General features: G+C 72.0%; 21 protein-coding genes. 9 read left to right on the forward strand and 12 right to left on the reverse strand.

The window, feature by feature from the left end; genetic code table 11:
* The first annotated feature begins 105 nt into the window (after positions 1 to 105).
* On the forward strand, positions 106 to 3090 hold the full coding sequence (locus tag ACWDLG_RS04390) for a BTAD domain-containing putative transcriptional regulator (RefSeq protein WP_449915856.1): 2985 nt from the start codon (positions 106 to 108) through the stop codon (positions 3088 to 3090).
* A gap of 360 nt (positions 3091 to 3450) precedes the next feature.
* Positions 3451 to 4311, forward strand: coding sequence for a sigma-70 family RNA polymerase sigma factor (locus tag ACWDLG_RS04395; RefSeq protein WP_449915859.1), 861 nt, complete (start codon positions 3451 to 3453; stop codon positions 4309 to 4311).
* 9 nt (positions 4312 to 4320) lie between these two features.
* Here the strand turns inward: ACWDLG_RS04395 and ACWDLG_RS04400 are convergent, their stop codons facing one another.
* Complete coding sequence (locus ACWDLG_RS04400) at positions 4321 to 5718, reverse strand: DUF7059 domain-containing protein (RefSeq protein ID WP_449915861.1); 1398 nt, start codon at positions 5716 to 5718, stop codon at positions 4321 to 4323.
* Positions 5719 to 5811: 93 nt separating this feature from the next.
* On the opposite strand from ACWDLG_RS04400, the gene ACWDLG_RS04405 reads away from it, so the two are divergent.
* The gene (locus ACWDLG_RS04405) at positions 5812 to 6099 is read left to right on the forward strand and encodes a hypothetical protein (protein WP_449915863.1); all 288 of its coding nucleotides are present in this window, start codon (positions 5812 to 5814) and stop codon (positions 6097 to 6099) included.
* Here ACWDLG_RS04405 and ACWDLG_RS04410 read toward each other — a convergent pair.
* From ACWDLG_RS04410 to ACWDLG_RS04420, 3 genes are read right to left on the reverse strand one after another with little or no spacing between them, the layout of a single operon-like run.
* Positions 6089 to 7060, reverse strand: coding sequence for an NAD(P)-dependent oxidoreductase (locus ACWDLG_RS04410; protein ID WP_449915865.1), 972 nt, complete (start codon positions 7058 to 7060; stop codon positions 6089 to 6091). The two genes, ACWDLG_RS04405 and ACWDLG_RS04410, sit on opposite strands and share 11 nt — an antisense overlap.
* Before the next feature lie 34 nt (positions 7061 to 7094).
* Complete coding sequence (locus ACWDLG_RS04415; RefSeq protein ID WP_354921113.1) at positions 7095 to 7697, reverse strand: TetR/AcrR family transcriptional regulator; 603 nt, start codon at positions 7695 to 7697, stop codon at positions 7095 to 7097.
* Positions 7694 to 8206: an N-acetyltransferase family protein gene (locus ACWDLG_RS04420; RefSeq protein WP_449915867.1), complete on the reverse strand. Its 513-nt coding sequence runs from the start codon at positions 8204 to 8206 to the stop codon at positions 7694 to 7696. Before ACWDLG_RS04420 ends, ACWDLG_RS04415 begins: the two co-directional genes overlap by 4 nt.
* A gap of 71 nt (positions 8207 to 8277) precedes the next feature.
* On the opposite strand from ACWDLG_RS04420, the gene ACWDLG_RS04425 reads away from it, so the two are divergent.
* Positions 8278 to 8745, forward strand: a complete 468-nt coding sequence (locus ACWDLG_RS04425) for a winged helix-turn-helix transcriptional regulator (RefSeq protein ID WP_354921119.1) — start codon at positions 8278 to 8280, stop codon at positions 8743 to 8745.
* Here ACWDLG_RS04425 and ACWDLG_RS04430 read toward each other — a convergent pair.
* Positions 8719 to 9390, reverse strand: a complete 672-nt coding sequence (locus tag ACWDLG_RS04430; protein ID WP_449915869.1) for a VC0807 family protein — start codon at positions 9388 to 9390, stop codon at positions 8719 to 8721. The genes ACWDLG_RS04425 and ACWDLG_RS04430 overlap by 27 nt on opposite strands.
* An 80-nt stretch (positions 9391 to 9470) precedes the next feature.
* Between ACWDLG_RS04430 and ACWDLG_RS04435 the strand changes: the two genes are divergently transcribed.
* Complete coding sequence (locus tag ACWDLG_RS04435; RefSeq protein ID WP_449915872.1) at positions 9471 to 10307, forward strand: SURF1 family cytochrome oxidase biogenesis protein; 837 nt, start codon at positions 9471 to 9473, stop codon at positions 10305 to 10307.
* Here ACWDLG_RS04435 and ACWDLG_RS04440 read toward each other — a convergent pair.
* Positions 10212 to 10856, reverse strand: coding sequence for a hypothetical protein (locus ACWDLG_RS04440; protein WP_449915874.1), 645 nt, complete (start codon positions 10854 to 10856; stop codon positions 10212 to 10214). The two genes, ACWDLG_RS04435 and ACWDLG_RS04440, sit on opposite strands and share 96 nt — an antisense overlap.
* A gap of 42 nt (positions 10857 to 10898) precedes the next feature.
* Here ACWDLG_RS04440 and ACWDLG_RS04445 point away from each other — a divergent pair, with 42 nt between their 5' ends.
* Together ACWDLG_RS04445 and ACWDLG_RS04450 are read left to right on the forward strand one after the other, a co-directional pair.
* On the forward strand, positions 10899 to 11705 hold the full coding sequence (locus ACWDLG_RS04445; protein ID WP_449915876.1) for a tyrosine-protein phosphatase: 807 nt from the start codon (positions 10899 to 10901) through the stop codon (positions 11703 to 11705).
* Between the two features lie 67 nt (positions 11706 to 11772).
* Entirely contained in the window at positions 11773 to 12969 is a 1197-nt protein-coding gene (locus ACWDLG_RS04450) for an amidohydrolase family protein (RefSeq protein WP_354921128.1), read from the forward strand.
* A 55-nt stretch (positions 12970 to 13024) separates the two neighbouring features.
* Here the strand turns inward: ACWDLG_RS04450 and ACWDLG_RS04455 are convergent, their stop codons facing one another.
* Both ACWDLG_RS04455 and ACWDLG_RS04460 read right to left on the reverse strand, forming a co-directional pair.
* Positions 13025 to 14374: a N,N-dimethylformamidase beta subunit family domain-containing protein gene (locus ACWDLG_RS04455; protein WP_449915880.1), complete on the reverse strand. Its 1350-nt coding sequence runs from the start codon at positions 14372 to 14374 to the stop codon at positions 13025 to 13027.
* 132 nt (positions 14375 to 14506) lie between these two features.
* The gene (locus ACWDLG_RS04460; protein WP_449915883.1) at positions 14507 to 15028 is read right to left on the reverse strand and encodes a pyridoxamine 5'-phosphate oxidase family protein; all 522 of its coding nucleotides are present in this window, start codon (positions 15026 to 15028) and stop codon (positions 14507 to 14509) included.
* Positions 15029 to 15131: 103 nt separating this feature from the next.
* Between ACWDLG_RS04460 and ACWDLG_RS04465 the strand changes: the two genes are divergently transcribed.
* Both ACWDLG_RS04465 and ACWDLG_RS04470 read left to right on the forward strand, forming a co-directional pair.
* Complete coding sequence (locus tag ACWDLG_RS04465) at positions 15132 to 15629, forward strand: winged helix-turn-helix transcriptional regulator (protein ID WP_449915886.1); 498 nt, start codon at positions 15132 to 15134, stop codon at positions 15627 to 15629.
* Between the two features lie 52 nt (positions 15630 to 15681).
* Positions 15682 to 15804, forward strand: a complete 123-nt coding sequence (locus ACWDLG_RS04470; protein WP_449915889.1) for a hypothetical protein — start codon at positions 15682 to 15684, stop codon at positions 15802 to 15804.
* A 181-nt stretch (positions 15805 to 15985) separates the two neighbouring features.
* Here ACWDLG_RS04470 and ACWDLG_RS04475 read toward each other — a convergent pair whose 3' ends face one another.
* The 4 genes from ACWDLG_RS04475 to ACWDLG_RS04490 form a co-directional block, all read right to left on the reverse strand.
* Complete coding sequence (locus tag ACWDLG_RS04475) at positions 15986 to 17485, reverse strand: multicopper oxidase family protein (RefSeq protein WP_449915892.1); 1500 nt, start codon at positions 17483 to 17485, stop codon at positions 15986 to 15988.
* A gap of 222 nt (positions 17486 to 17707) precedes the next feature.
* Positions 17708 to 18052 carry a YkvA family protein gene (locus ACWDLG_RS04480; RefSeq protein WP_449915894.1) on the reverse strand — a complete coding sequence of 115 codons (345 nt, stop codon included), beginning with the start codon at positions 18050 to 18052 and terminating at the stop codon, positions 17708 to 17710.
* A gap of 128 nt (positions 18053 to 18180) precedes the next feature.
* Positions 18181 to 19602, reverse strand: coding sequence for an amidase (locus ACWDLG_RS04485; protein ID WP_449915896.1), 1422 nt, complete (start codon positions 19600 to 19602; stop codon positions 18181 to 18183).
* Between the two features lie 329 nt (positions 19603 to 19931).
* Positions 19932 to 20882, reverse strand: a complete 951-nt coding sequence (locus ACWDLG_RS04490) for an LLM class F420-dependent oxidoreductase (protein ID WP_449915897.1) — start codon at positions 20880 to 20882, stop codon at positions 19932 to 19934.
* Positions 20883 to 20923 lie beyond the last annotated feature (41 nt).

The following is a 20923-nucleotide window of genomic DNA, read 5'->3' on the forward strand; positions in this document are numbered from 1 at the left end:
CCTCGACCCGCTTAACGCCGGATCAAAGCGCAATCAATGAAACGGCCACCTCTGGGCAACTAGTATTTGGTAGCAAAATGGCCCATTGCGTTGGAGACTGTGAGCATGGCTGGTGAGGGGCTGCGGTTCGCCGTGCTCGGTCCCGTCCGCGCGTGGCGCGATGGCGACGAACTCGATCTCGGCACACCGCTTCAGCGGTCGATCCTCGCGATGCTGCTCCTCAGGGAAGGCCGGGCGATCACCCCCGGCGAGATGATCGACGCGGTATGGGGAGAGGAAGCCCCGCCGAGGGCGCTCGGCGCGCTGCGCACCTACGTCTCGCGGCTGCGCACGGTGCTGGAGCCCGACCGCTCGCCCCGTTCCCGCCCCGAGCTGCTCACCTCGGTCGGCAAGGGCTATGCCCTGCGCACCGGATCCCTCGACCTGACGCTCTTCGAGCGCGGCATGCAGGAGGCCGAGGCGCTGCGCCGGGCCGGCAGAACGAACGAAGCCGCCGAGAGCGTGCGCGCCGCCCTCGCGCTGTGGGAGGGGGAGCCGCTGGCCGGAGCCGTCGGTCCCTACGCCGAGCACCAGCGCGACCGGCTGGCCGAGCGCCACATCACCGCCATCGAGGAGCTCATGGACCTCGACCTGGCCCTCGGCAGGCACGCCGCGGTCGTCTCCGAGCTGATCGCGCTCACCGCCGACCACCCGCTGCGCGAGCGGCTGCGCGCCCAGCTCATGCTGGCCTACTACCGGTGCGGGCGGCAGGGCGACGCGCTCGCCGTCTTCACCGACACCCGCGACGCGCTCGTCGAGGAGTTAGGCATCGAGCCGGGCCCCGAGCTGACCGCGCTGCACCACAAGATCCTCGCCGCCGACCCCAGCCTGATGACGCCGCCCAGCCCGTCCCCCGCCCCCACCGCCGACGGCCCGGCCGGGGCCGACGTCGCCGAGGGCGCCGACGAGCACGAGCTTCCCCGGCCTGCCCAGCTCCCCGCCGCCGTCAGCGACTTCACCGGCCGCCGCCCGATCGTGGCCAGGCTGCGCACGCTGCTGTCCGCGCAGACGGCCGAGGGCGTGCCCGTCGCGGCCATCTGCGGCATCGGCGGCGTCGGCAAGACGGCGCTGGCCGTCCACGTCGCGCACGCCTGCGACGACCTGTTCCCCGACGGGCAGCTCTACGCCGACCTGCGCGGCTTCACCGACGAGGCCACCGCGCCGGAATCCACGCTGGGAGCGTTCCTGCGCGCGCTCGGCATCCCGCCCGACGTCATCCCCGAGGGGCTGCAGGAGCGGGCCGCGCTCTACCGGTCGCTGCTGGCCGACCGGCGCATCCTCGTGCTGCTGGACAACGCGCACGACACCCGTCAGGTCAGCCAGCTGCTGCCCGGCTCGCCGGGTTGCGCGGCGATCGTCACCAGCCGGGTGAAGCTGGCCGACCTGCCCTCGGCCAAGCTGATCGACCTCGACGTGATGGAGCCGGACGAGGCGCTGTCGCTGTTCACCGCCGTGGCGGGGCCCGAAAGGGTCGCCGCCGAGCGCGGAGCGGCGATGGACGTCGTGGCGGCCTGCGGGTTCCTGCCGCTGGCCGTACGGATCGTGGCCGCCCGGCTGGCGGCGCGGCCCTCGTGGACGGTCGCCTCCCTGGTGCCCCGCCTGGCCGACGAGCAGCGCCGCCTCGACGAGCTGCGGGTCGGCGACCTGGCGGTGGAGGCCACCTTCGCCCTCGGGTACGGCCAGCTCGACCCCGCCCAGGCGAGGGCGTTCCGGCTGCTGAGCCTGCCGAACGGACCCGACATCTCGGTCGGCGCCGCGGCCGCCGTCCTGTCGGCCCCGACGCTGGAGACCGAGGACCTGCTGGAGTCGCTGGTGGACGCCAGCCTCCTGGAGGCGCCCGCGCCTGGACGCTACCGCTTCCACGACCTGCTCAAGCTCTTCGCGCGGCGCGTCCTCGACAAGACCGAACGCCCGCAGGCCAGGACGCTGGCGCTGCGCCGGCTGCTCGGCTTCTACCTCGCCTCGGCCCAGGCTGCGCACCGGCTCGCCTACGAGGGCAGCATGATCGCCGACAATCTCGTCGTGGTCGGCAGCGGGCGCGCGTTCGCCTCGGCCGACGACGCCGTCGCCTGGCTCGTCTCGGAGGGCGACTGCCTGTTCGCGGTGATCGGCCAGGCCGCCGAGTCCTGCCGTACGGGCGAGCAGCTGCTGCCCGCCGCCGACCTCCTCGTCGCCATGGAGCCGCTGCTGGAGTCGGGCACCCACGCCCGCGAGTTCGACCTGGCCACCAGGGCCGTGCTCGCCACGGCACGGAAGATCGGCGACCCTGCGGGGGAGCTGCGCTCCCGCTACGTCCTCGGCCGCGTACTGTTCGGCGCCAACCGGCTCGCCGAGGCCGAGGAGCAGTTCAGGCTCGTGCTCGACCTGTCGACCGCAGGCGACGAACGCGTCGTCATGGGCGAGGTGCTCAACGCCCTCGCCGTCGTCTCCGGCCGTCGGCGCCGCCACCACGAGGCGCTCGGCTGGTTCGCCTCCGCCACCGCGTTCTACCGAGAGAACGGCGTGGCGGCCGGCGAGGCGCTGGTGCTCAGCTACTCCGCCCGCGACCACCTCGGCCTGGGCAACCCCGAGGACGCGATCGCCGCCGCCGAGCAGGGGCTGGCCATCTTCACCGAGATCGGCAGCGGCGCCGGCACCGCCCGCGCCCGCTACCACCTCGGCATCGTGCTGTCGCGCGTGGGCCGCCTCAACGAGGCCGTCCACCACCACGCCGAGTGCCTGGCCTTCTTCAGGGCCAGCAGGCAGCGCGTGTGGGAGCAGCGGGTGTGCGTCAGGCTGGCCGAGACGTTCATCGCCGCCCGGCGCTTCTCCGACGCGGTGCGTCACGCGGAGCAGGCGCTGGCGGTCAGCCGCGAGATCGGCCACCCGTACGGTGAGGGGCTCTCGCTCACGGTGCTGGGCAGGGCGCTGCACGGCCTGGGCGGCACCGCGAGGAGCGTCGACTGCCTACGCCAGGCGTTCGACATCTTCACCCGCCTCGGCGCCCCAGAGGCGGGTGACCTCAAGGCGCTCCTCGACGGTGTCGACTCCGTCGCCGTCGTCGAGCCCTGAGTACAGCTCGTCGTCCAGACGTGTCATCCACACATGGTTGATCAAGGCTGGTCTCTTTCCGGGGTGCGGTGTGTGTGGGCCCGACCAGCCGTCTGACCGTCACGTTTCGCCAGGGGGCCCGGTGTCCGGATGCTCCACGTGACAGCTAGCCGCCTCACAACGACGGCCGGTCGGGCGACACGCCCCGCTTCTGTCGAACCCCCCGGGGGCGTGTCCACGCTCCGAGGGTGCGCCGGTACGCATGCAAACCAATCAACGCCCGATCAACCGGCTCGCCACCGCTGCTTCCGGCGCGCCGTGATTGGCTGTCCTCCATCGTGCCGTCCGGGGCGCGCGACGACGAACCGTGAAGAAGGAACGATGGACGCAGACGAGCAGCTGGCCGGCCGGTTCGAGGAGTACCGCGCCCACCTGAAGGCGGTGGCCTACCGGATGCTGGGCTCGCTGAGCGAGGCCGACGACGCCGTCCAGGAGGCATGGCTACGGCTCAGCCGTACCGACGTGAGCGATGTGGACAACCTCGGCGGGTGGCTGACCACCGTCGTGGGACGGGTGTGCCTGGGCATGCTGCGGGCGCGGGAGCGGCGCGCGGAACCGGCCGGGGAGCACTTCCCCGACCCCGTCGTGAGCGTGGCGGACGGCGGTGATCCCGAGCACGAGGCGATGCTGGCCGACTCGGTCGGCCTGGCGATGCTGGTGGTGCTCGACACGCTGGCTCCCGCCGAACGGCTGGCCTTCGTGCTGCACGACATGTTCGCCGTGCCGTTCGAGGAGATCGCGCCCATCGTGGAGCGCTCGGCCGCCACGACGCGCCAGCTGGCCAGCCGGGCCCGCCGTCGTGTGCAGGGAGCGGCGCCCCCGCCCGACGTGGACGTCAGCAGGCAGCGGAAGGTCGTCGACGCCTTCCTCGCCGCGGCCCGCGACGGCGACTTCGAGGCGCTCGTCTCGGTGCTGGACCCCGACATCGTGCTGCGTACGGTGAGCATGGCGGGCGTGGCGGTGCTCCGCGGCGCCGCGACCGTGGCCAAGCAGGCGGCGAGGTTCGCCCGCAACGCCACGGCCGCCCGTCCGGTGCTGGTGAACGGCGCCGCCGGAGTGGTCACCGTGGTGCACGGCAGGCCGTACTCGGTCATGAGCTTCACGGTCGTGGACGGGCGGATCGTCGAGATCTACTCCGTCTCCGGCCCCGAGCGCCTGGAACGGCTCGGCATCACGATGTGACCGAGCCGCCTACACGTGGAAGTAGCCCTCGGCGATCAGCGGGCGGAGGGTGTCGGCGAGCAGCTGCTCGCCGTCGCCCACCAGCTCGGCGATCACGTTGAGCAGCGGGCCGAGGGCGAGCTGCCCGTCGCAGACCCCGGCCAGCGCCGCCTCCACCGTGCCGACGTCGGTACTGCGGAGCAGGCCGCGGGTCTGGCGCAGCACGATGCGGGCGGGATCCTCCGCGCCGGGGGCGCCGATGCGCTCGTCGAGGAGGCCCTCGGCGACCCGCAGCCTGGCCTGTTCGAGATCGCGGGTCCGGTGGGCGGCGGCGATCGAGTCGAGGACGTCCTCGACGTAGTCGCCGACCGGCAGGGAGACCCGGTGGGTCAGCCGCTCCACCCTGACCACCGGGTCGAGGGCGCCCGCGTTGCGCAGCGTGATCCAGCCGAAGCCGATCCCCTCCACCTTGTTCGCCTCGAACCATGACAGCCACTCGTCGTAGCGGGAGGTGTAGGCGGGCGTGCCCTGCTCGGCCGCGTCGCGCAGCCACAGCTCGACGTACTCGGCCGGGTCCTGCACGTCGCGCTCGACCACCCAGCCGTCGCAGCCGGTCGCGCCGACCCAGCCGCCGACCCTGTCGCGCCAGTCCTCCCCCTCCACGTGCAGCCAGTTGGCCAGGAAGTGGGCGTGGCCGTCCTGGGCGAGGTGGGCCGGTGTCCGCAGGACGAGGTCGCGGCAGAAGTCGTCGCCCGCCGCACCGGTCTCGCGGTAGGTCAGGCCACCGCCGGGGGCGATCACGAAGGGCGGGTTGGAGACCACGAGGTCGAACAGCTCGTCCTCGACCGGCTCGAACATGGAGCCCACGCGGGCGTCGACGCCCGTGATGCCGGACAGCCGCCAGCTCAGGCGGGCCAGCTCCACCGCCCGCGGGTTGACGTCGGTGGCGACGATCCGGGACGCCCGGTCGGCCAGGTGCAGCACCTGGACGCCGCAGCCGGTGCCGAGGTCGAGGGCGCGCTCGACGGGCCTGCGGGTGACCAGCTGGGCCAGGTTCGCCGAGGCGCCGCCCGCGCCGACGACGTGGTCGGGGCGCAGCGCGGGGTCGCCGGGGCGCACCTTGCGGTCGGAGACGACGTAGCCGTGCTCGTCCCACGGCTGGAGGTGGACGGTCGCGCGGACGCTGTCGCCGTCGAACTCGACCAGGCCCGACTCCATCACCTCGAACGGCAGCTCGGCCGCCGGCACGGGCACGCCCAGCCACCACAGCCTGATCGACGCGTCGAGCGGGTCGCCGCTCCTGGTGGCGCGAAGGGCCGGGACCAGCTCCTCCCTGGCGAGCGCCGAGGCCGCCATGTCACCGAGCCGATCGCGGACGCCGTCGATCGTGTAGCCGGTCTTCAGGAGATGGTCGCGCAGTCGTTCCACCCGGCCATCCTAGATCCGAAACTCACGGTAATCGTACAGTTACGTCTGTCATACTCCTTCTGCCCCACCCGTGTGCCAAGAGGAACGGAACCGATGCTGCTTCCCTGCCTCGCCTGCGAGTCCCGGTTCAGGCCTGACGACTACTTCAGCGCCTGCTCCGACTACGACCGCCGCCTCGACCGCGTCATCTGGACCTGCCCGACCTGCGGCAACCGCGATGACCTGCGCGTCTTCACCGGTGAGCTCGGCTTCGGCGCGGCCAGGCACGGCCGGTTCGACGTCCACGACCGGGTACGCGTCCCCGGTCTGCGCCGCCACCGGTGCGAGGTGGCGCTCGACATCTCCCTCGACCGCTGCCACTGGCACGTTCCTAGACGATGATCCACGCCTCCACCGGCGTGCACGCGTGCACGGGCTGCTCCCCGCGCACCAGCCTGACGATGTCGTCGACGACCGACGCCGCGCGCTCCCCGGCCGTCTCGCCCGTGGCCTGGCCGAGGCGCGGCGTGAGCACCACGTTGGGCAGCCGGGTCAGCGGATGCGAGCGGTCGAGCCACTCGCCCTCGAAGTGGTCGAGGCCGGCCCCGCCGAGCCGTCCCCAGCGCAGCGCCTCGACCAGGGCGGTCAGGTCGTGCAGGGCGCCGCGCGAGGTGTTGAGGAAGATGGCCCCCTCGCGCATGGCGGCCAGTTCGGTCGGGCCGACGAACCCCCGCGTCTCGGCGGTCAGCGGCACGTGCAGCGACACCACGTCCGCCTCGGCGAGCAACGCGAACAGCGAGTGGGTGGCCTCGGGCACGTAGGGGTCGCACGCGATCACGCGCATGCCCAGCCCCTCCGCCCGCCACTGCACGGCCCTGCCCACCCGGCCCAGCCCGACGATGCCGAACGTACGGCCGGACAGCCGCGAGCCGCGATGGCGCTCGGCGGCCGGCACGCGCTTGCGGCTGACCGTGCCCCGCCGTACTTCCCGGTCGGCGGCGACGATGTTCCTGCTGACCGCGAACAGCAGCGCCAGCGTGAGCTCGGCGACCGCGTCGGCGTCCTGGCCGCCGTCGTGGAGCACCGTCACGCCGCGCTCGGCGGCCAGCGCGACGTCGATCGCGGTGAGGTCGCCCGTACAGGCGACGACGTCGACGGGCAGGTCGAGGACGGAGGTGCGGACCTGGTCGTGGTGGGTGAGGAGCACACCGGCGCCGGTCTCGATGACCAGGTCGGCCAGCTGTTCGTCGGAGAAGCCGAGAGGTGGCCGGTCGGCCACCTCGACGACGTCGGCCACCTCGCGGAGCCGCGCGAGAGCGGGCTCCGGCAGGCCGGTCAGGAGGAGCACGCGCGGTCGTCTCACAATCGCGACAATAACACCACAGAGGGTGCCGGGATCATTGCTCCCTGTCGCTCTGCCGCAGACTCTGCCAGGCCGCCTGACCCAGCCCCTTGATCTCGTCCTCGGTGGGGGTGTGGGCGCCGGCGAACCACAGGCGGCACATCTCCTGCGCGGGGCCGAGCCACAGCACGTAGCACATGGTCGGAGCGACCGGCTGGAGCAGGCCGTTCTTCATGTGCGGGCGCCACCATTCGGCGACCTGGCGGAAGAAGGCGCGCCGCGCCTCGGCCGCCTCGGGGCCGCCCGGCTCGTTCTTGCGCGGTGGGCGCTCGCTGACCAGGATCCTGGCCCGCTCGGGGTGCTCGCCCGCCCAGCGCATGTGGAAGGCGACGACCGCCTCGATGCCCGCGCGGGCGTCGTCGTGGCTGACCAGCTCGGCGACGAAGGCCTGCTGGTAGGCGTTGAGGATCTCCGCGTAGAGCACGCCGAAAACGTGTTCCTTGCTGGCGAAGTGGTGGTAGAAACTGCCGACGCTGACGCCGCTCTCCTCGCGCAGGCTCGCCAGCGTGGTGGCCGAGACCCCGTCCTGGCTGAAGCGGCGAAGGGCGCCCTCGATGATGCGGGTACGGCCGTCGCGTCCGTTCTTGGCACTCTTCACGAGGTCAATGGTGGTCCAACAGAACCTTGTTCCGCAAATACCGCGGCCGGTTGGATCATAGCGGTTACCTCAACACACCCGGAAGAGACCTTCATCGTGGCATCCGGCCAGATACGCCGGATGATCCGGAGCACCCGCCTGTTGTCGCCCAGCACGTCCATGCCGACGGTGGTCGCGCCGCGGCCGGCCGCCCTGCCGAGAAGCGTGCCGATCAGCCTTCTCCCGAGACCGCACCCCTGCCACGCGTCGGTGACCACGATCGCGATCTCCACGTCGGCGACGCCGCCCCGATAGCTCATCGCGTGGCCGATGATCTCGCCGTCGTACTCGGCGACGATCGCGTCCCGCTGGCCGTCGACCGCCAGCAACGCCCTGATCAGGCTGGGTCTGGGCGAGGGGATCCCGCTGAAGAAGCGCAGCGTCTGCGTGTGGAGCGACAGGCCCGCCAGGAAGCGTCTGATCCGTTCTTCGTCGTACGGCCCGGCCTGGCGGATCTGAGTTCCAATCACAGACTCAGCATTCCGCGCGGCAGCTGAGTCTGTCAATTGGACTCAGGCGTTCGTCGAAGTACTCTTCAGCTATGAACGTGCGCTTCCGGGTGGACAACTGCTCGATCGAGCGGACCCTGGGCATCGTCGGGGAGAAGTGGACCTTCCTGGTGCTGCGCGAGGCGTTCAGCGGCGTGCGGCGCTTCGCCGACATGCAGGCGACCACGGGCGCGCCGAGGCAGGTGCTGAGCGCGCGGCTGAACCGGCTGGTCGACGAGGGGCTGTTGCGCAAGGAGCCCTACCGGGAGCCGGGCCAGCGCCAGCGCGACGAGTACCGCCTCACGCAGAAGGGGCGCGACCTCTATCCGATCCTCGTCGCGCTGATGCACTGGGGCGACACGTACCTGGCCGACGAGGAGGGGCCGCCCGTGGTGCTCACCCACCGGGGTTGCGGTGCCCTGCTCGAACAGCACTTCAGATGCGCCGACGGCCACGAGGTCGCCGGCCCCCGCGAGGTGACGGCGGTGCCGGGCTCAGGCGCGAAGCTGCAGAGCGCCTAGGGTCCTGCGCAGGTCGAGCATCGACCAGAGCGCCGTGCCGCCCAGCAGCACGGCGACCCCCGCGGTGCGGACCACCAGGAAGGTCTCCAGCGCCTCGTGGAGGAGCATCCACAGTGTGAAGGAGCCGTTGACGAGCTGCGCGCACCCCCAGAGGAGCGACTGGCGGACGAAGAAGCGGCGCATCCCCGGATGGGCGGCGACGTGGTCGGGCAACGGCACCAGGTCCCTCGCGATCCGCTCGGCCAGCGGCCTGCGTCCGCGCAGGCTGATGAAGAAGGCGGCGCTCACGCAGAAGATGCCCAGGGTGGGCTGCAGGAAGAAGAGCACGGCGCTGCCCGACATCATCCCCACCACGGTCCGCACGGTGAGCGTCAGGACCGCCAGCAGAGCCACCCCGGGCACTGGAACGCGCCATATCAGGCGCAGCGCGAGCCCACCGTAGACCCAGAGCGCCGAGGCGGCCATCCCGCCGATCGGCCCACTGACGATCATGCCCAGGTAGAAGGAGGCGACCGGCATGATCATGTTTTCCAGGACCCTGGGCGCGGCATGGCGGACGAGCTGGCCGACCTTCGGGAAGACGGCGGGGGACGCGGCGAGCAGGACCATGGAGAGATACGGCTCCTGAAGGGGGAAAGGCGACAAATGCCGACGGTAGACCATGACCAGGCGAGTTGTCCCGGGTTCGGTGCCGGACCGGTGCGGGCAGTGCCTACCCTAGGGACGTGTACCGGTTCCTCCTGACGCCCAGGTGGCTGGCACTCCACGTGGTGGTGCTGCTGGTCATTCCCGCCTTCGTGCTGCTGGGCCAATGGCAGTTCGGGCGGTACGAGGAACGCTCGTCCAACAGCGACGTCGTCACCAGGAACCTCGAGGCCAGACCCGTGCCCATCGGCGAGCTCGTCGCCCCCGGCCGGCCCGTCGCCGAGGGCGACCGCTACCGGACCGTCACCGTCCAGGGCACCTACGACCCCGGCCACGCGTTGCTGGTCCGCAGGCGTACCCAGAACAGCCAGCTCGGCTTCTACGTCCTCACCCCGCTGGTCACGAGCCCTGGCCAGGCGGTGCTGGTCAACCGGGGCTGGGTCAAGGCGGGCGCGACGGCCGACGCGCTGCCCGAGGTGCCGCCCGCCCCCTCGGGTCAGGTAACTGTCACCGGAAGGCTACGCACCAGCGAGACCGAGGAGTCGAGCGGCATCAAGAACCGCGGGGGGCTGCCCCCGGGGCAGGTGCTGCTCATCAACAGCGACGCCGTCGGGCAGGGCCTGCCGTACCGGCTGGTGGGCGGGTACGTGTCGCTCACCGAGCAGCAGCCGCGCACCTCGCCCGCGCCCGAGCCCGTACCGCCACCCGACGTGGGCGCCGGCGGAGGGCTCAACTTCGCGTACGGCGTGCAGTGGTGGCTGTTCATCGGCGTGGCCGTCGGCGGCTGGCTGCTCATGATCAGGCGCGAGGCGAAGGACAGGTCAGCCGAACAGCGACGCGACGCCGAAAAAGCCGACGCCGGTGACGACGGCGACCGCGAAGGCCACCAGGAACGCACCGACACCATCGAGGCGTGAGCCCCCCGGCGGCAGCGGGTCGTCCAGCGCCCGCCAGATGGGCTGCGGCTCCATCACCAGGTAGAGCAGGGCGCCGACGCCGCCGACGGTGAACAGCCAGAACCAGCCCCAGCGGGTGGCGTAGCGCGGCCTGGACCTCGCCAGCATCACCAGCAGCGTGACCGACCAGGCCAGCGGTACCAGCACGCCATGTCGGGCGGGCACGTCCTCGAACCACTCGGGCGGCCACCTGTCGCGGTCCGCGCGCACCACGGTGACGCCGCGCTCCTCGGCCGCCGCCAAGGCGGCGTCCATGGCGGCCCTGCCGTCCGGGTACAGGCTCCGCCATCCGAGCGGGCCGGTCGACCAGCGCAACTCCCCGGTGTCCTTGACCAGGACCACGGTGTCGGGCCGGTGCAGGGCGGTCCGCAGTTGCTCTGGCGTGCCCTCGGCGGCGACCGTGCTGAGCGCCACCAGGGTCGCTCCCCACAGCAGTGTCACCAGGAGCAGCGTCCTGGCGGCCGATCCGACGACTCGCCACGCGGGCCTGACGCCTGAGGGGCTCTCCATGTCTCCCCGGATCTCCGAGATCTCCCGACTAAGGTGAGGGGGGTGACGCGGCACCTGGACTTCCTGCGGCTCCACAATTTTCGCGACATCGGTGGATATGTCGCCCGGGACGGGCGGGTCGTGCGGTGGAAGCGCTTCTACCGCGCGGACTCCCTCGGCTGGCTAACGGGTGACGATCTCGACAGGTTCCAGGCGCTCGCCATCCGCACGGTGATCGACCTGCGCCACCCCTTCGAGGTGGAGCGCTCGGGACGCGTCCCCGAATCCGACGGCCTCGCCTACCACAACCTGCCCCTCGAGGGCCGCCGGTGGGACATGACCACCTACGATCCCGCCGGCGGCGTCGCGAGGTTTCTCGCCGACCGCTACCTGGAGATCAGCGAGGACGGCGGCGACCGGCTCAGGCTCGCCCTCGAGACCGTCGCCGAGGCCGGCAACACCCCCGTCGTGGTGCACTGCGCGGCCGGCAAGGACCGCACCGGCGTCCTCACCGCGCTCGTGCTGTCGCTCATCGGCGTCGGGGACGACGACATCGTCGCCGACTACGCGTTGACCGGCCTGGCCACCGAACGCTTCATCGCCGACTGGCGGACCAGGCACGCCCACGTCCCGATGTGGGAGGGCTTCGGCATGGCGCCCGCCGGGGCGATGCGGCTGTTCCTCCGCGACCTGTACGAGCGGCACGGCTCCGTCGAGGGCTACTGCGCCGACGTGCTCGACATCGATCGATCCACGATCGGGCGACTGCGTGCCGTACTCCTGGGTAGTGCGGCGGAGGGTTCACCCACGGCACCCTCATCGGGTGAGCCCGAGCCCGGGATCACCGGCCTTCCCGGTGATCCCGGGTAAGGGCCCGATACCAACAGGTGACCGCTCAGCTTGTTCGACGTGATACGCACGTCGTACGGTTGCCTGCGTGACTACGCCGCTCCTTCCCGACCCCGAGCCGAGGCGGCGCGACTACGTGATCATCTCCGCCGATGATCACCTGATCGAGCCTCCCGACATCTTCGAGGGCCGCGTCGCGGCGAAATATGCCGACTTGGCGCCCAAGGTGGTGGAAACCGAGGCTGGTCACCAGGTCTGGCGGTACGGCGGAGCGACCTACCCCTGCGCGGGGCTCGACGTCGGCGCCGGCCTGCCGCGCGAGCAGTGGACCCTCGACCCCGTCAGGTTCGAGGACATGCGTCCCGGCTGCTTCGACATCGAGGCCCGCATCAAGGACATGGACACCGCCGGCATCTGGGCCGCGCTGTGCTTCCCCGGCATGCTCGCCGGGCAGTCCGGCATGCCGTTCGCCAGGACCCGCGACCAGGAGCTCGGCCTCGCCCTCGTCAAAGCGTGGAACGACTGGCACATCGACGTCTGGGCCGGCACCTACCCCGAGCGCGTCATCGGCCTGCAGCTGCCGTGGCTGCCCGACCCCGAGGTGGCCGCCAAGGAGATCCGCGACAACGCCGCCCGCGGCTTCAAGGCCGTCGTCTTCCCCGAGTTCCCGACCCGGCTGCGGCTGCCGTCGATCCACACCCGCCACTGGGACCCGTTCTTCGCCGCCTGCGAGGAGACCGGCACCGTCGTGTGCCTGCACACCGGCGCCTCCTCCTGGTCGCCCGTGCCCTCCCCGGACACGCCCATCGAGGCGATCACCACGCTGATGCCCGCCAGCGCCATGTTCGCCTGCGCCGACTGGCTGTGGTCGGGCATCGCGCTGCGTTTCCCCAAGCTGCGCATCCTCATCGTCGAGGGGGCCGTCGGCTGGCTGCCGATGCTCGCCGAACGCGCCGACTACGCCCTCGACCACCCCGTCGGCACCGAGGCGCTGTGGGAGGGCGGGCTCAAGCCCAGCGAGGTCCTGCGCCGCAACTTCTTCTTCGGCACGCTCGACGACCACGCCCTCTCCGGGGTACGGCTGGCCGTCGGCCTCGACCACGTGCTGCTGGAGAGCGGCTACCCGCACTCCGACTCCACCTGGCCCGACACCCAGAAGGCGGTCGCCCGCAACCTCGGCACCCTGCCTCCGGCCGACATCGCCAGGGTCGCCTACGGCAACGCCTCCCGCCTCTTCGGCCACCCCCTGCCCTCACGCGCCTGGCTCCGCATGGAACAGCTCTGAGGCGTCATCTCGGTGGAGAACATGAGGGCTGCGCGGCGGGCGGCGAGCCCTCCGATCAACTACGTGCGTGACCCGACCCGGCGGGCCCCTCGGCGAACCTGGTCAGGATGTTCAGCGTGGCACGACGGGTGAAGGCGGAGGCGGCGTCGGTCACTCCGTGCCCGCACCGCCTTCCCCGCATCCCGCAGACCCAGCGCATGGTGCCGGAGGCGAACACCCCCGCCCCGCTGGGCGCGGTGTAGTAGGTGGTGTGGGCCGTGGTCGCCCGGCCACCGCAGTCGACCGGCGACTCGGCCAGCACCTTGACGTTCTTCGGCGACTTCACCGACACCCTGTCGGTCTCCGGGCCCACGAGTCCGGTGAAGCGCGTGCCGCGGGTGCCCTGGTAGATCCAGTGGTGCGGCTGACGCACCACGTAGGCGGCGTCAGCGGGGAAGCAGTCGTACATCTGCCCGACCAGGGCGCTCTCCGCCGCGGAGTCCCGCCAGAGCGCGCACTCGCGCTCCTTGTCGCACTCGACGGTCCTGCCGTGGAGCCCGATCCGCCAGTAGACGGCGTTGGCCCCGAGGAAGGCGAGGTTCACGCCATGGTCGCGGGCCTGGGTGACGGCCGTGCGCATGGCGGGCGACCAGTATTCGTCGTGGCCGAGCGACACCACGGCGCGGGCGCCGTCCAGGACGCCGGGCTTGAGGTCGAGGCTGGTGAGGTAGGCCAGCGGCACCCCGCTGCGCTCGGCCACCTCGATCGCGTCCTTCTCGAAGGCGAGGAAGAGCCGCGCGCCCGTGGTGTCGTAGGGCCGGTCGAAGGTGACCGCCCGTGAGCGCCCGGCGAACCCGCCCGGCCCCTCGTACAGACTGCGCCCGCCCCACAGGTTGTAGGCCTGCCAGGTGGTGACCGCGTTCACCAGCACCACGCGGCCAGCGGTGGAGGCGGAGCGCACGGTCATCGGGACATAACGCTGCCCTCCGGTGGAGGCGTCCAGCCTGATCAGGTAGGCACCCTCGGGCCAGCCCCCGGTGTCGACGGTGAGCGAGGGTTTCCAGTTCGCGGCCGTGACGGTGCCCCGCACGGTCGTCGCGGGTGCCTGCCGTACGCCTGCGGTCCTGCCGGACTGCCAGACCCGGTACGGCTTCGCGCCCATCCGGTAGGCCCTGGCGACGAAGCTCGGCGCGGTGGTGGAGACCCGCAGCCGGAACCTTTCGCCCGCCAGCACGCTCACCCGGTCGGCGTAGCCCTCGATCTCGTGCTCGGCGCCGCGCCTGGTGATCCGCCAGCGGGAGTCATGCCGGACTTCCACCGTGGGCTTCGGCCGGGGCTGAGGCCGGGCGGGAGGGGCCGCTGCCGGCGTGGTCACGCCACTGCAGCCGGCCAGCAGCGGAACGAGGACGAGAAGGATCTTGCGCACAGCCGTCCATCTTGGCGGCTCGGCACTCGCCTGGCAGCCCAGCGGCTCGGCAAACAGGTCGAACGCTGGACATGTTCGGGCATCTTCGTGGTGCGCCCGATCTCGGCTTCGTCGTCAGGCCCCGTGGCATGCTCAGGGGAAGCGCCAGCGGGTGGCGGTCAGCCCGTCCGGTCCGTAGCCGAACGCGCGCGTCGGGGTGATCTCGAAGAAGCCGTACTCCGGCGATCCCGGCAGGTCGTCCTCGTAGGCCGAGCCGTTCCGCACGATGAAGTCCCAGTCGTACTTGGCTTTGAGCGCGGCGGCCACGCGGCGCATGGTGGCCTCGTCGGTGGCCCGTCGGGCGGTGCCTTCGACGACCAGGTCGAGGGTCGGGTCCGCCACCGTGATGACGCAGTGCGGGTTGCCGGCCAAGTTCCTGCCCTTGCGGGAGGCCGGCCGGGTGGAGATCCAGACCGAGCCGTCCAGCCAGGCCAGCAGGACCGGCATGGCGTGCGGCCGGCCGTCGGGCCGTACCGTCGACAGCCAGGCTTTCGGGGCCGTCTCCAGGCACTGCCTGGCCTGGCTCCATGGCTTCACCGTCGACTCGTCGGTGCTGATCGGCGTGGCGTCAGCGGGGCTGAACAGGAGCTCGGCGGTGGGCGTTGTCTCGGACATCACAGGCCTCTTCCCTCGATCGATGCGTTCCCTCAGGGAACCCATAGGCAGGACGGTAACAGAGAGAGTTCCCTGAGGGAACTATTCCCTCTAGACTGGCCCCATGCAGCGCACCTCGTTCGGCGACATGGCCTGCTCGATCGCCCGCACACTGGACGTGATCGGCGAGCCGTGGTCGCCGCTGATCCTGCGGAACGTCTACGTCGGCATCACCCGCTTCGACCAGATCCAGGACAACCTCGGCATCTCCCGGAAGGTGCTGGCCGAGCGGCTCAAATGGCTGGTCGGGAACGGCGTGCTGGAGCGGCGGGAGTACTCGGCCCGGCCGCCGCGCCACGAGTACGTCCTCACGCCCAAGGGGCTGGAGCTGTGCGACCTGCTGCTGGTGATGGTGCGCTGGGGCGACCGGTGGACGGCGGGCGAAGCCGGACCGCCGGTGCTCTACCGGCACCAGGCGTGCGGCGAGATCAGCCATGTCGAGCTGCACTGCGCGGTCTGCGACCGGCCGATGCACGCGGGCGACATCGACGTGCTCCCCGGCCCCGGAACGCCGACCGCCGACGGTGGGGCCGGCCCTACCGCGTCAGGGGTGGACGCGTGACTGTGTAGGGACACCGGCCGCGAGAGAGTCGTCGCCATGCGACCTGCCGGGCGTGAGCGTGGTCAGCGGGCGCGACCGGGCGGGGCGCGCGGCCACCGTGTACGTCACGGGCGCCGCCACCACGCCCGTCCGCAACGCCCACCTGCACGCGACTTTCGGCAGCGCCTTCTGCTAGCGGCTCGCCACCCGCCGCGGACGCCGGCGACGCTCGGGCAGGACCCGTCCAGAAGAGCGGACGCCGGCGGCGCTCGGGCAGGACCGCCCGCTCCCGTCCAGAAGAGCGGACGCCGGCGGCGCTCGGGCAGCACCGCCCGCTCCCGCCGAGGAGAGCGGGGTCCTCCCGTGAGGTCCGGGCGTCAGCCGTGGGCGTGGGCCTGCGGCAGGGTGCCGGGCTTCTCGCCCGGGCCGAGGACGACGAACTGCCCCATCATCCCCTGGTCCTCGTGCCAGAGGATGTGACAGTGGTACATGTACGGGCTGCGGGGATCGGTGTAGTCCCGGAAGCGCATCGCGATCCGGGCCCTCGTCCGCGGCTTCACGTAGAAGGTGTCCTTCCAGCCGCTCAGCTCGGGTCGTGGCGACCCGCCGTCGACCGACAGGATCAGGAACTGGACGTCGTGCACGTGGAAGTTGTGCGGCATCTCGTCGAGGTTCGCGACCTCCCACACCTCGACGGTGTCCTTGGCCACCCCGATGTCGATCCGCCCGGGGTCCATGAGCCGGCCGTTGATCGCGAAGTTGGCCAGCTCGAACGTGCGGACGGCGGCGGGCGAGGACGCGTCGAGTTCGGGCCGCTCGCCGAGCGTGGTGGGCAGCGGCGGCGAGGGGTTGAGGTCCGTGGCGGCGCGCAGCTCGAGGATCTCGAGGACGTCAGAGCCACCGGCGAAACGCTGGTCGCCGATGTGGATGCCGAGGTCGGACCGGTAGCTGACGACCGGCAGGCGTTCGCCGGGCCGCAGGCACACGACGATCTCGGCGCGCTCGCCCGGTGACAGCTGCACCCGGTTCGTGTCGAGCGGGGCGCTCAGCAGGCCGCCGTCGGTCGCCACGAGCGCGAACGAACGGTCGTCGGCCATCCCGATGTTGTAGAAGCGGGAGTTGGAGGCGTTGAGGATGCGCAGCCGTATCCGCTTGAACCGCACGTCGACGTAGGGGGAGACGGTGCCGTTGACGGTGATGAGGTCGCCGAGGACGCCCATCCCGCCGACCGTGGGGATCTCCTCGTTGAGCTGGTTGTCGGCGTTGAGCCGCTTGTCCTGGATGATGACGGGGATGTCGTCCTCGCCGTAGCGGCGCGGCAGGGCCAGCGCTTCGGTCTCGTCGATGATGAACATCCCGGCGAGCCCGTGGTGGACGTGGCGGGCGGTCCTGCCGTGCGGGTGCGGGTGGTACCAGAGGGTGGCGGCCGGCTGCCTGATCGTCCAGGTCGGCGACCAGGTGGTCCCCGGCGAGATGAGCTGGTGGGGGCCGCCGTCCATCATGGGGGGCACGTGCATGCCGTGCCAGTGCATGGTGGTGGCCTCGGGCAGGTCGTTGCGCACGTTGACGACCACCGTCTCGTCGCGCCTGGCACGCAGCGTCGGCCCGAGGAAGGGTCCGTTGAGCCCCCACGTCGCGGTAGGCGCCCCCGGCCTGAACTGCATGGTGCCGGGGGCGGCCCGCAGGTCGAAGACGCGCCGGCCCTGCCTGTCGTGATGCGAGCGGGCGAGCGGCGGTATGGCCAGCTTGTTGACGAAGGCCGCCTGCTCCTCCGTACGGCGGCCGGCGGTGGCCCACATGCCGCCCATCGCGCCGGCGGTGGCGATCGCGGGGCCCCCGGCAAGCCCGCATATGAGCACTGATCTACGCGAAACCATGGCCTCCACTCTGCGGCAGACCTGGCGTCATGCCGGAGAACCACCCGCCATGACCCGGCCATGAGATGTTCACGATGCGATCAGGCCCCTACACGCCCCGGCCTCCACCCCTGCCCGGTAGGCCGGTGCGGCCTGCGCTTACGTCTCAGGATTCGCGCCGCCCCGGCAGCGGCGGCGCGGTGGACACCAGCGCATGAAAAGGGATCGGCCGCCGGGACGGGGCTAGGGTCGCTCGGCCCGACCGGCGAGGCGCTTGCGCTCCCATTCGACGTACCGCCCGCTCTCCCCCAGCATCGAGGCCATCAGCCACAGGAACACGCCGAAGTCGTCGGCGACGCCGAGGAGCACCAGGAAGTCGGGGATCACGTCGATCGGCGAGATGATGTAGACCAGGCCGAGCGCCATCATGGCCAGCTTGCCCTTGCCCATGCCCTCGTAGTCGCCGCGCATCACGCCGCCGATCAGGCGGGGGATGGCCCTGACCCTGGTCAGCACGCCGGGCGTGCCGGGCTTGCTCACCTCGCGGTACGTCTTCCAGGCCGCCGCGGCCCTCGATGCCTTGACCATACGAGCACCTCCTCTTCGCGATATAACGCAATACCCGGCGCTTGGGTTCCTACGCATCAGAATCGTGGCCGCCGGACTGCCGAGAAAGCGCTCATCCGCCGGCGCGGCAGCCTGAACAGCCACGTTTCTCACGAGTGCCGCAGCGCCGCGTGCACGAACGGGTGGGCCCGCTCGACCTGGGCGGCCAGCCGCACGAGGAGATCCTCCCGGCCGGCCGCGGCGACCAACTGCACGCCGACCGGCAGCCCCGCCGCGGTCCGGTGCAGCGGCAGCGAGATCGCCGGCTGCCCCGTGGCGTTGAACGGCGAGGTGAAGGCGACGGCGGGCCCCGTCCGGCCGAACGAGGTGCTCAGGTCGTCGGGAGGGAACCACCCCAGCGGGTACGGCGGGATGCCGAGCGTGGGCACCAGCAGCACGTCGTGGCCGTCCCACCAGGCGGCCATCCGGCGGCGGTAGCGGTCCACCCAGCGCATCGCGACGATGTGGTCGACCGCGCTGCGCCCGCGCCCGGCCTCGGCCATGGTCCGGTTGCGCGGCTCCAGCTCCGACAGCTCCACCGGCCTGCCCCGCCACCTGCCGATGCTCTCCAGCTCGGCGGCCACGTTGCCGGCCACGATCCCGCCGAAGTAGGAGGGGAAGTCGGCGTCGCCGAGCGCGGCCGGCCAGCTCTCCTCCACCTCGTGCCCGAGCTTCTCGAGCAGCGTCGCCGCGCCCGTCACGGCCGCGGCCAGCTCCGGCTCGCCGGGCACGTCCGGCCGGGGATGCTCGCGGGCGAACCCGATCCGCAACCGGCCCGGCTCCACGTCCACCTCGTGCGCGAGCGGACCCGGCAGCGCGGGCGCGGTGTAGGGGTCGCCGGGCACGTAGCCGGTGATCAGGTCGAGCACCGCGGCGGTGTCCCTGACGGTACGGCTGACCAGCCCGAGCGCGGACATGCCGCTCCACCCCTCGCCCTCGCCCGGTCCGTGACTGGCGCGGCCCCGCGTCGGCTTGAGCCCGACGAGCCCGCAGAGGCTGGCCGGAATCCTGATCGACCCGCCGCCGTCGCTCGCCGTCGCCACCGCGACCATGCCCGCCGCGACCGCCGCCGCCGACCCTCCGCTCGAGCCGCCGGCCGAGTAGGCGAGATCGTAGGGGTTGCGCGTGGGCCCGTACGCCACGGGCTCGGTCGTGATCGTGGTGCCGAACTCGGGCGTGCTCGTCCGCCCGAGGATCACGAAGCCCGCCTGCCGCAGGCGGGTCACGGCGTGCGCGTCGGCGTCCACCTCGACGCCGTCGAGCGTGCTCGACCCCGCGTTGTACGGCTCGCCCGCCTGCGCCCAGCCGAGATCCTTCACCAGGATCGGCACCCCGCGGAACGGGGCGTCCTCGGGCAGGTCGTCCAGCTCGGCCAGCGCCCGCTCGAAGCGCGGGTGGACGATGGTGTTCAGCTCGCCGTCGTGCGCCCTGATCGTCGCTATGGCGGCCTCGACCAGTTCCCTGGGGCTCACCCGCCCCTCCCGCACGGCCCGCGCCTGCCCGACCGCGTCCAGCCTCAGGACCTCGTCCACCCATGTCTCCTTCCCGCCGCGAACGTCGCCGCCCCCACCCTCCCCCGCCCGGCGCCCGCACGGAACCCCGCGAACCGCCAGAAGCCGTTCACCGGGCCCAGGACACCCCTTGGCGCCACAGGACCGCCGGACCAGGGCACCGCCGGCCCAAGCAAGCACGGATCGACGGCCACCACGCCCGGCGCCGCCCGCCCGCTCAGGGACCGGCGAGTCGCCGCCGCTCAGGACGTGGACCACTGCGCGACGGGCGGGTCGCCGCGTCAAGGACGTGGACAGCCGCGCGAAGGGCGGGTCGCCGCCTCTCAGGACGTGCCGCGCGAACGGGCGGGTCACCCCGCCAGGGCGTGGACCGCCTCGGGGATCGGCAAGTCCCCTGGGAGGGGTGCCAGGATCGGCGTGTCGAGCCCGTTGGCGACGTACTCCCCCACCCGCGCCCGGCACGTCGCCGCGTCGCCGTGGACGATCAGCGCGTCCACCACCTCGTCGGGGATCGCCTTGAGCGCCGCCTGGCGGTCCCCCGCCGCCCACGCCTCGTGCATGGGCCGCAGCACGTCGCCCCGTCCCAGCCAGTCGTGGAAGGCCGCGTAGGCGGGAACCGTCAGGTAGGCGGCCAGCATCCGGCGGCCCGTCTCGCGCACCCTGTCGGCGTCCTCGCTCACGCAGACGAAGATCCGCGCGATCAGCTCGGTCGAGCCGCCCACCTCGGCCCGCACCCGCCGTACGTCCTCGGGGGACAGCCAGTTGGTGATCGCGCCGTCCGCCTCGGCGGCGGCCAGGTGGAGCATCCGGGGACGCAGCGCCGCCAGCACGATCCTCGGCGCCACCTCCGGCGCCCGCTCCAGCCTGAAGCCCTGCACCTCGAAGGTCTCGTACCGTTCCGACACCTTCTCCCCCGCCAGCGCCTTCCTGAGGAAGCGCAAGGTGTCGCGCGTCCTGGCGTACGGCTTGCCGAACTCGACCGCGTTCCACCGCTCCACGATCGCCGGCGAGGAGGAGCCGATGCCGAGCACGAACCGGCCAGGCGCGAGGTCGGCCAGCGTCGCCGCGGACTGCGCCAGCAGCCCCGGCCCCCGCGTGAACACCGGCACGATCGCGGTGCCCAGCCGTACCCCGGGCGCCCACTCGGCGGCCATCGCGAGCGGCACGAACGCGTCGGCGCCGGCGACCTCGGCCGACCAGATGTCGGTGTAGCCGAGCTCCGGCAGCTCGGCGATCAGCGCCTTGGCGGCGGCGAGGGAGCGGTCGAAGAAGGGGATCGTCATGCCCAGGTTCCGGGTCATCGCAAGCCTTCCCGCGGGGGTCCGGTCGGTACACAGGACCA

It is taken from the genome of Nonomuraea sp. NPDC003727, assembly GCF_053586935.1.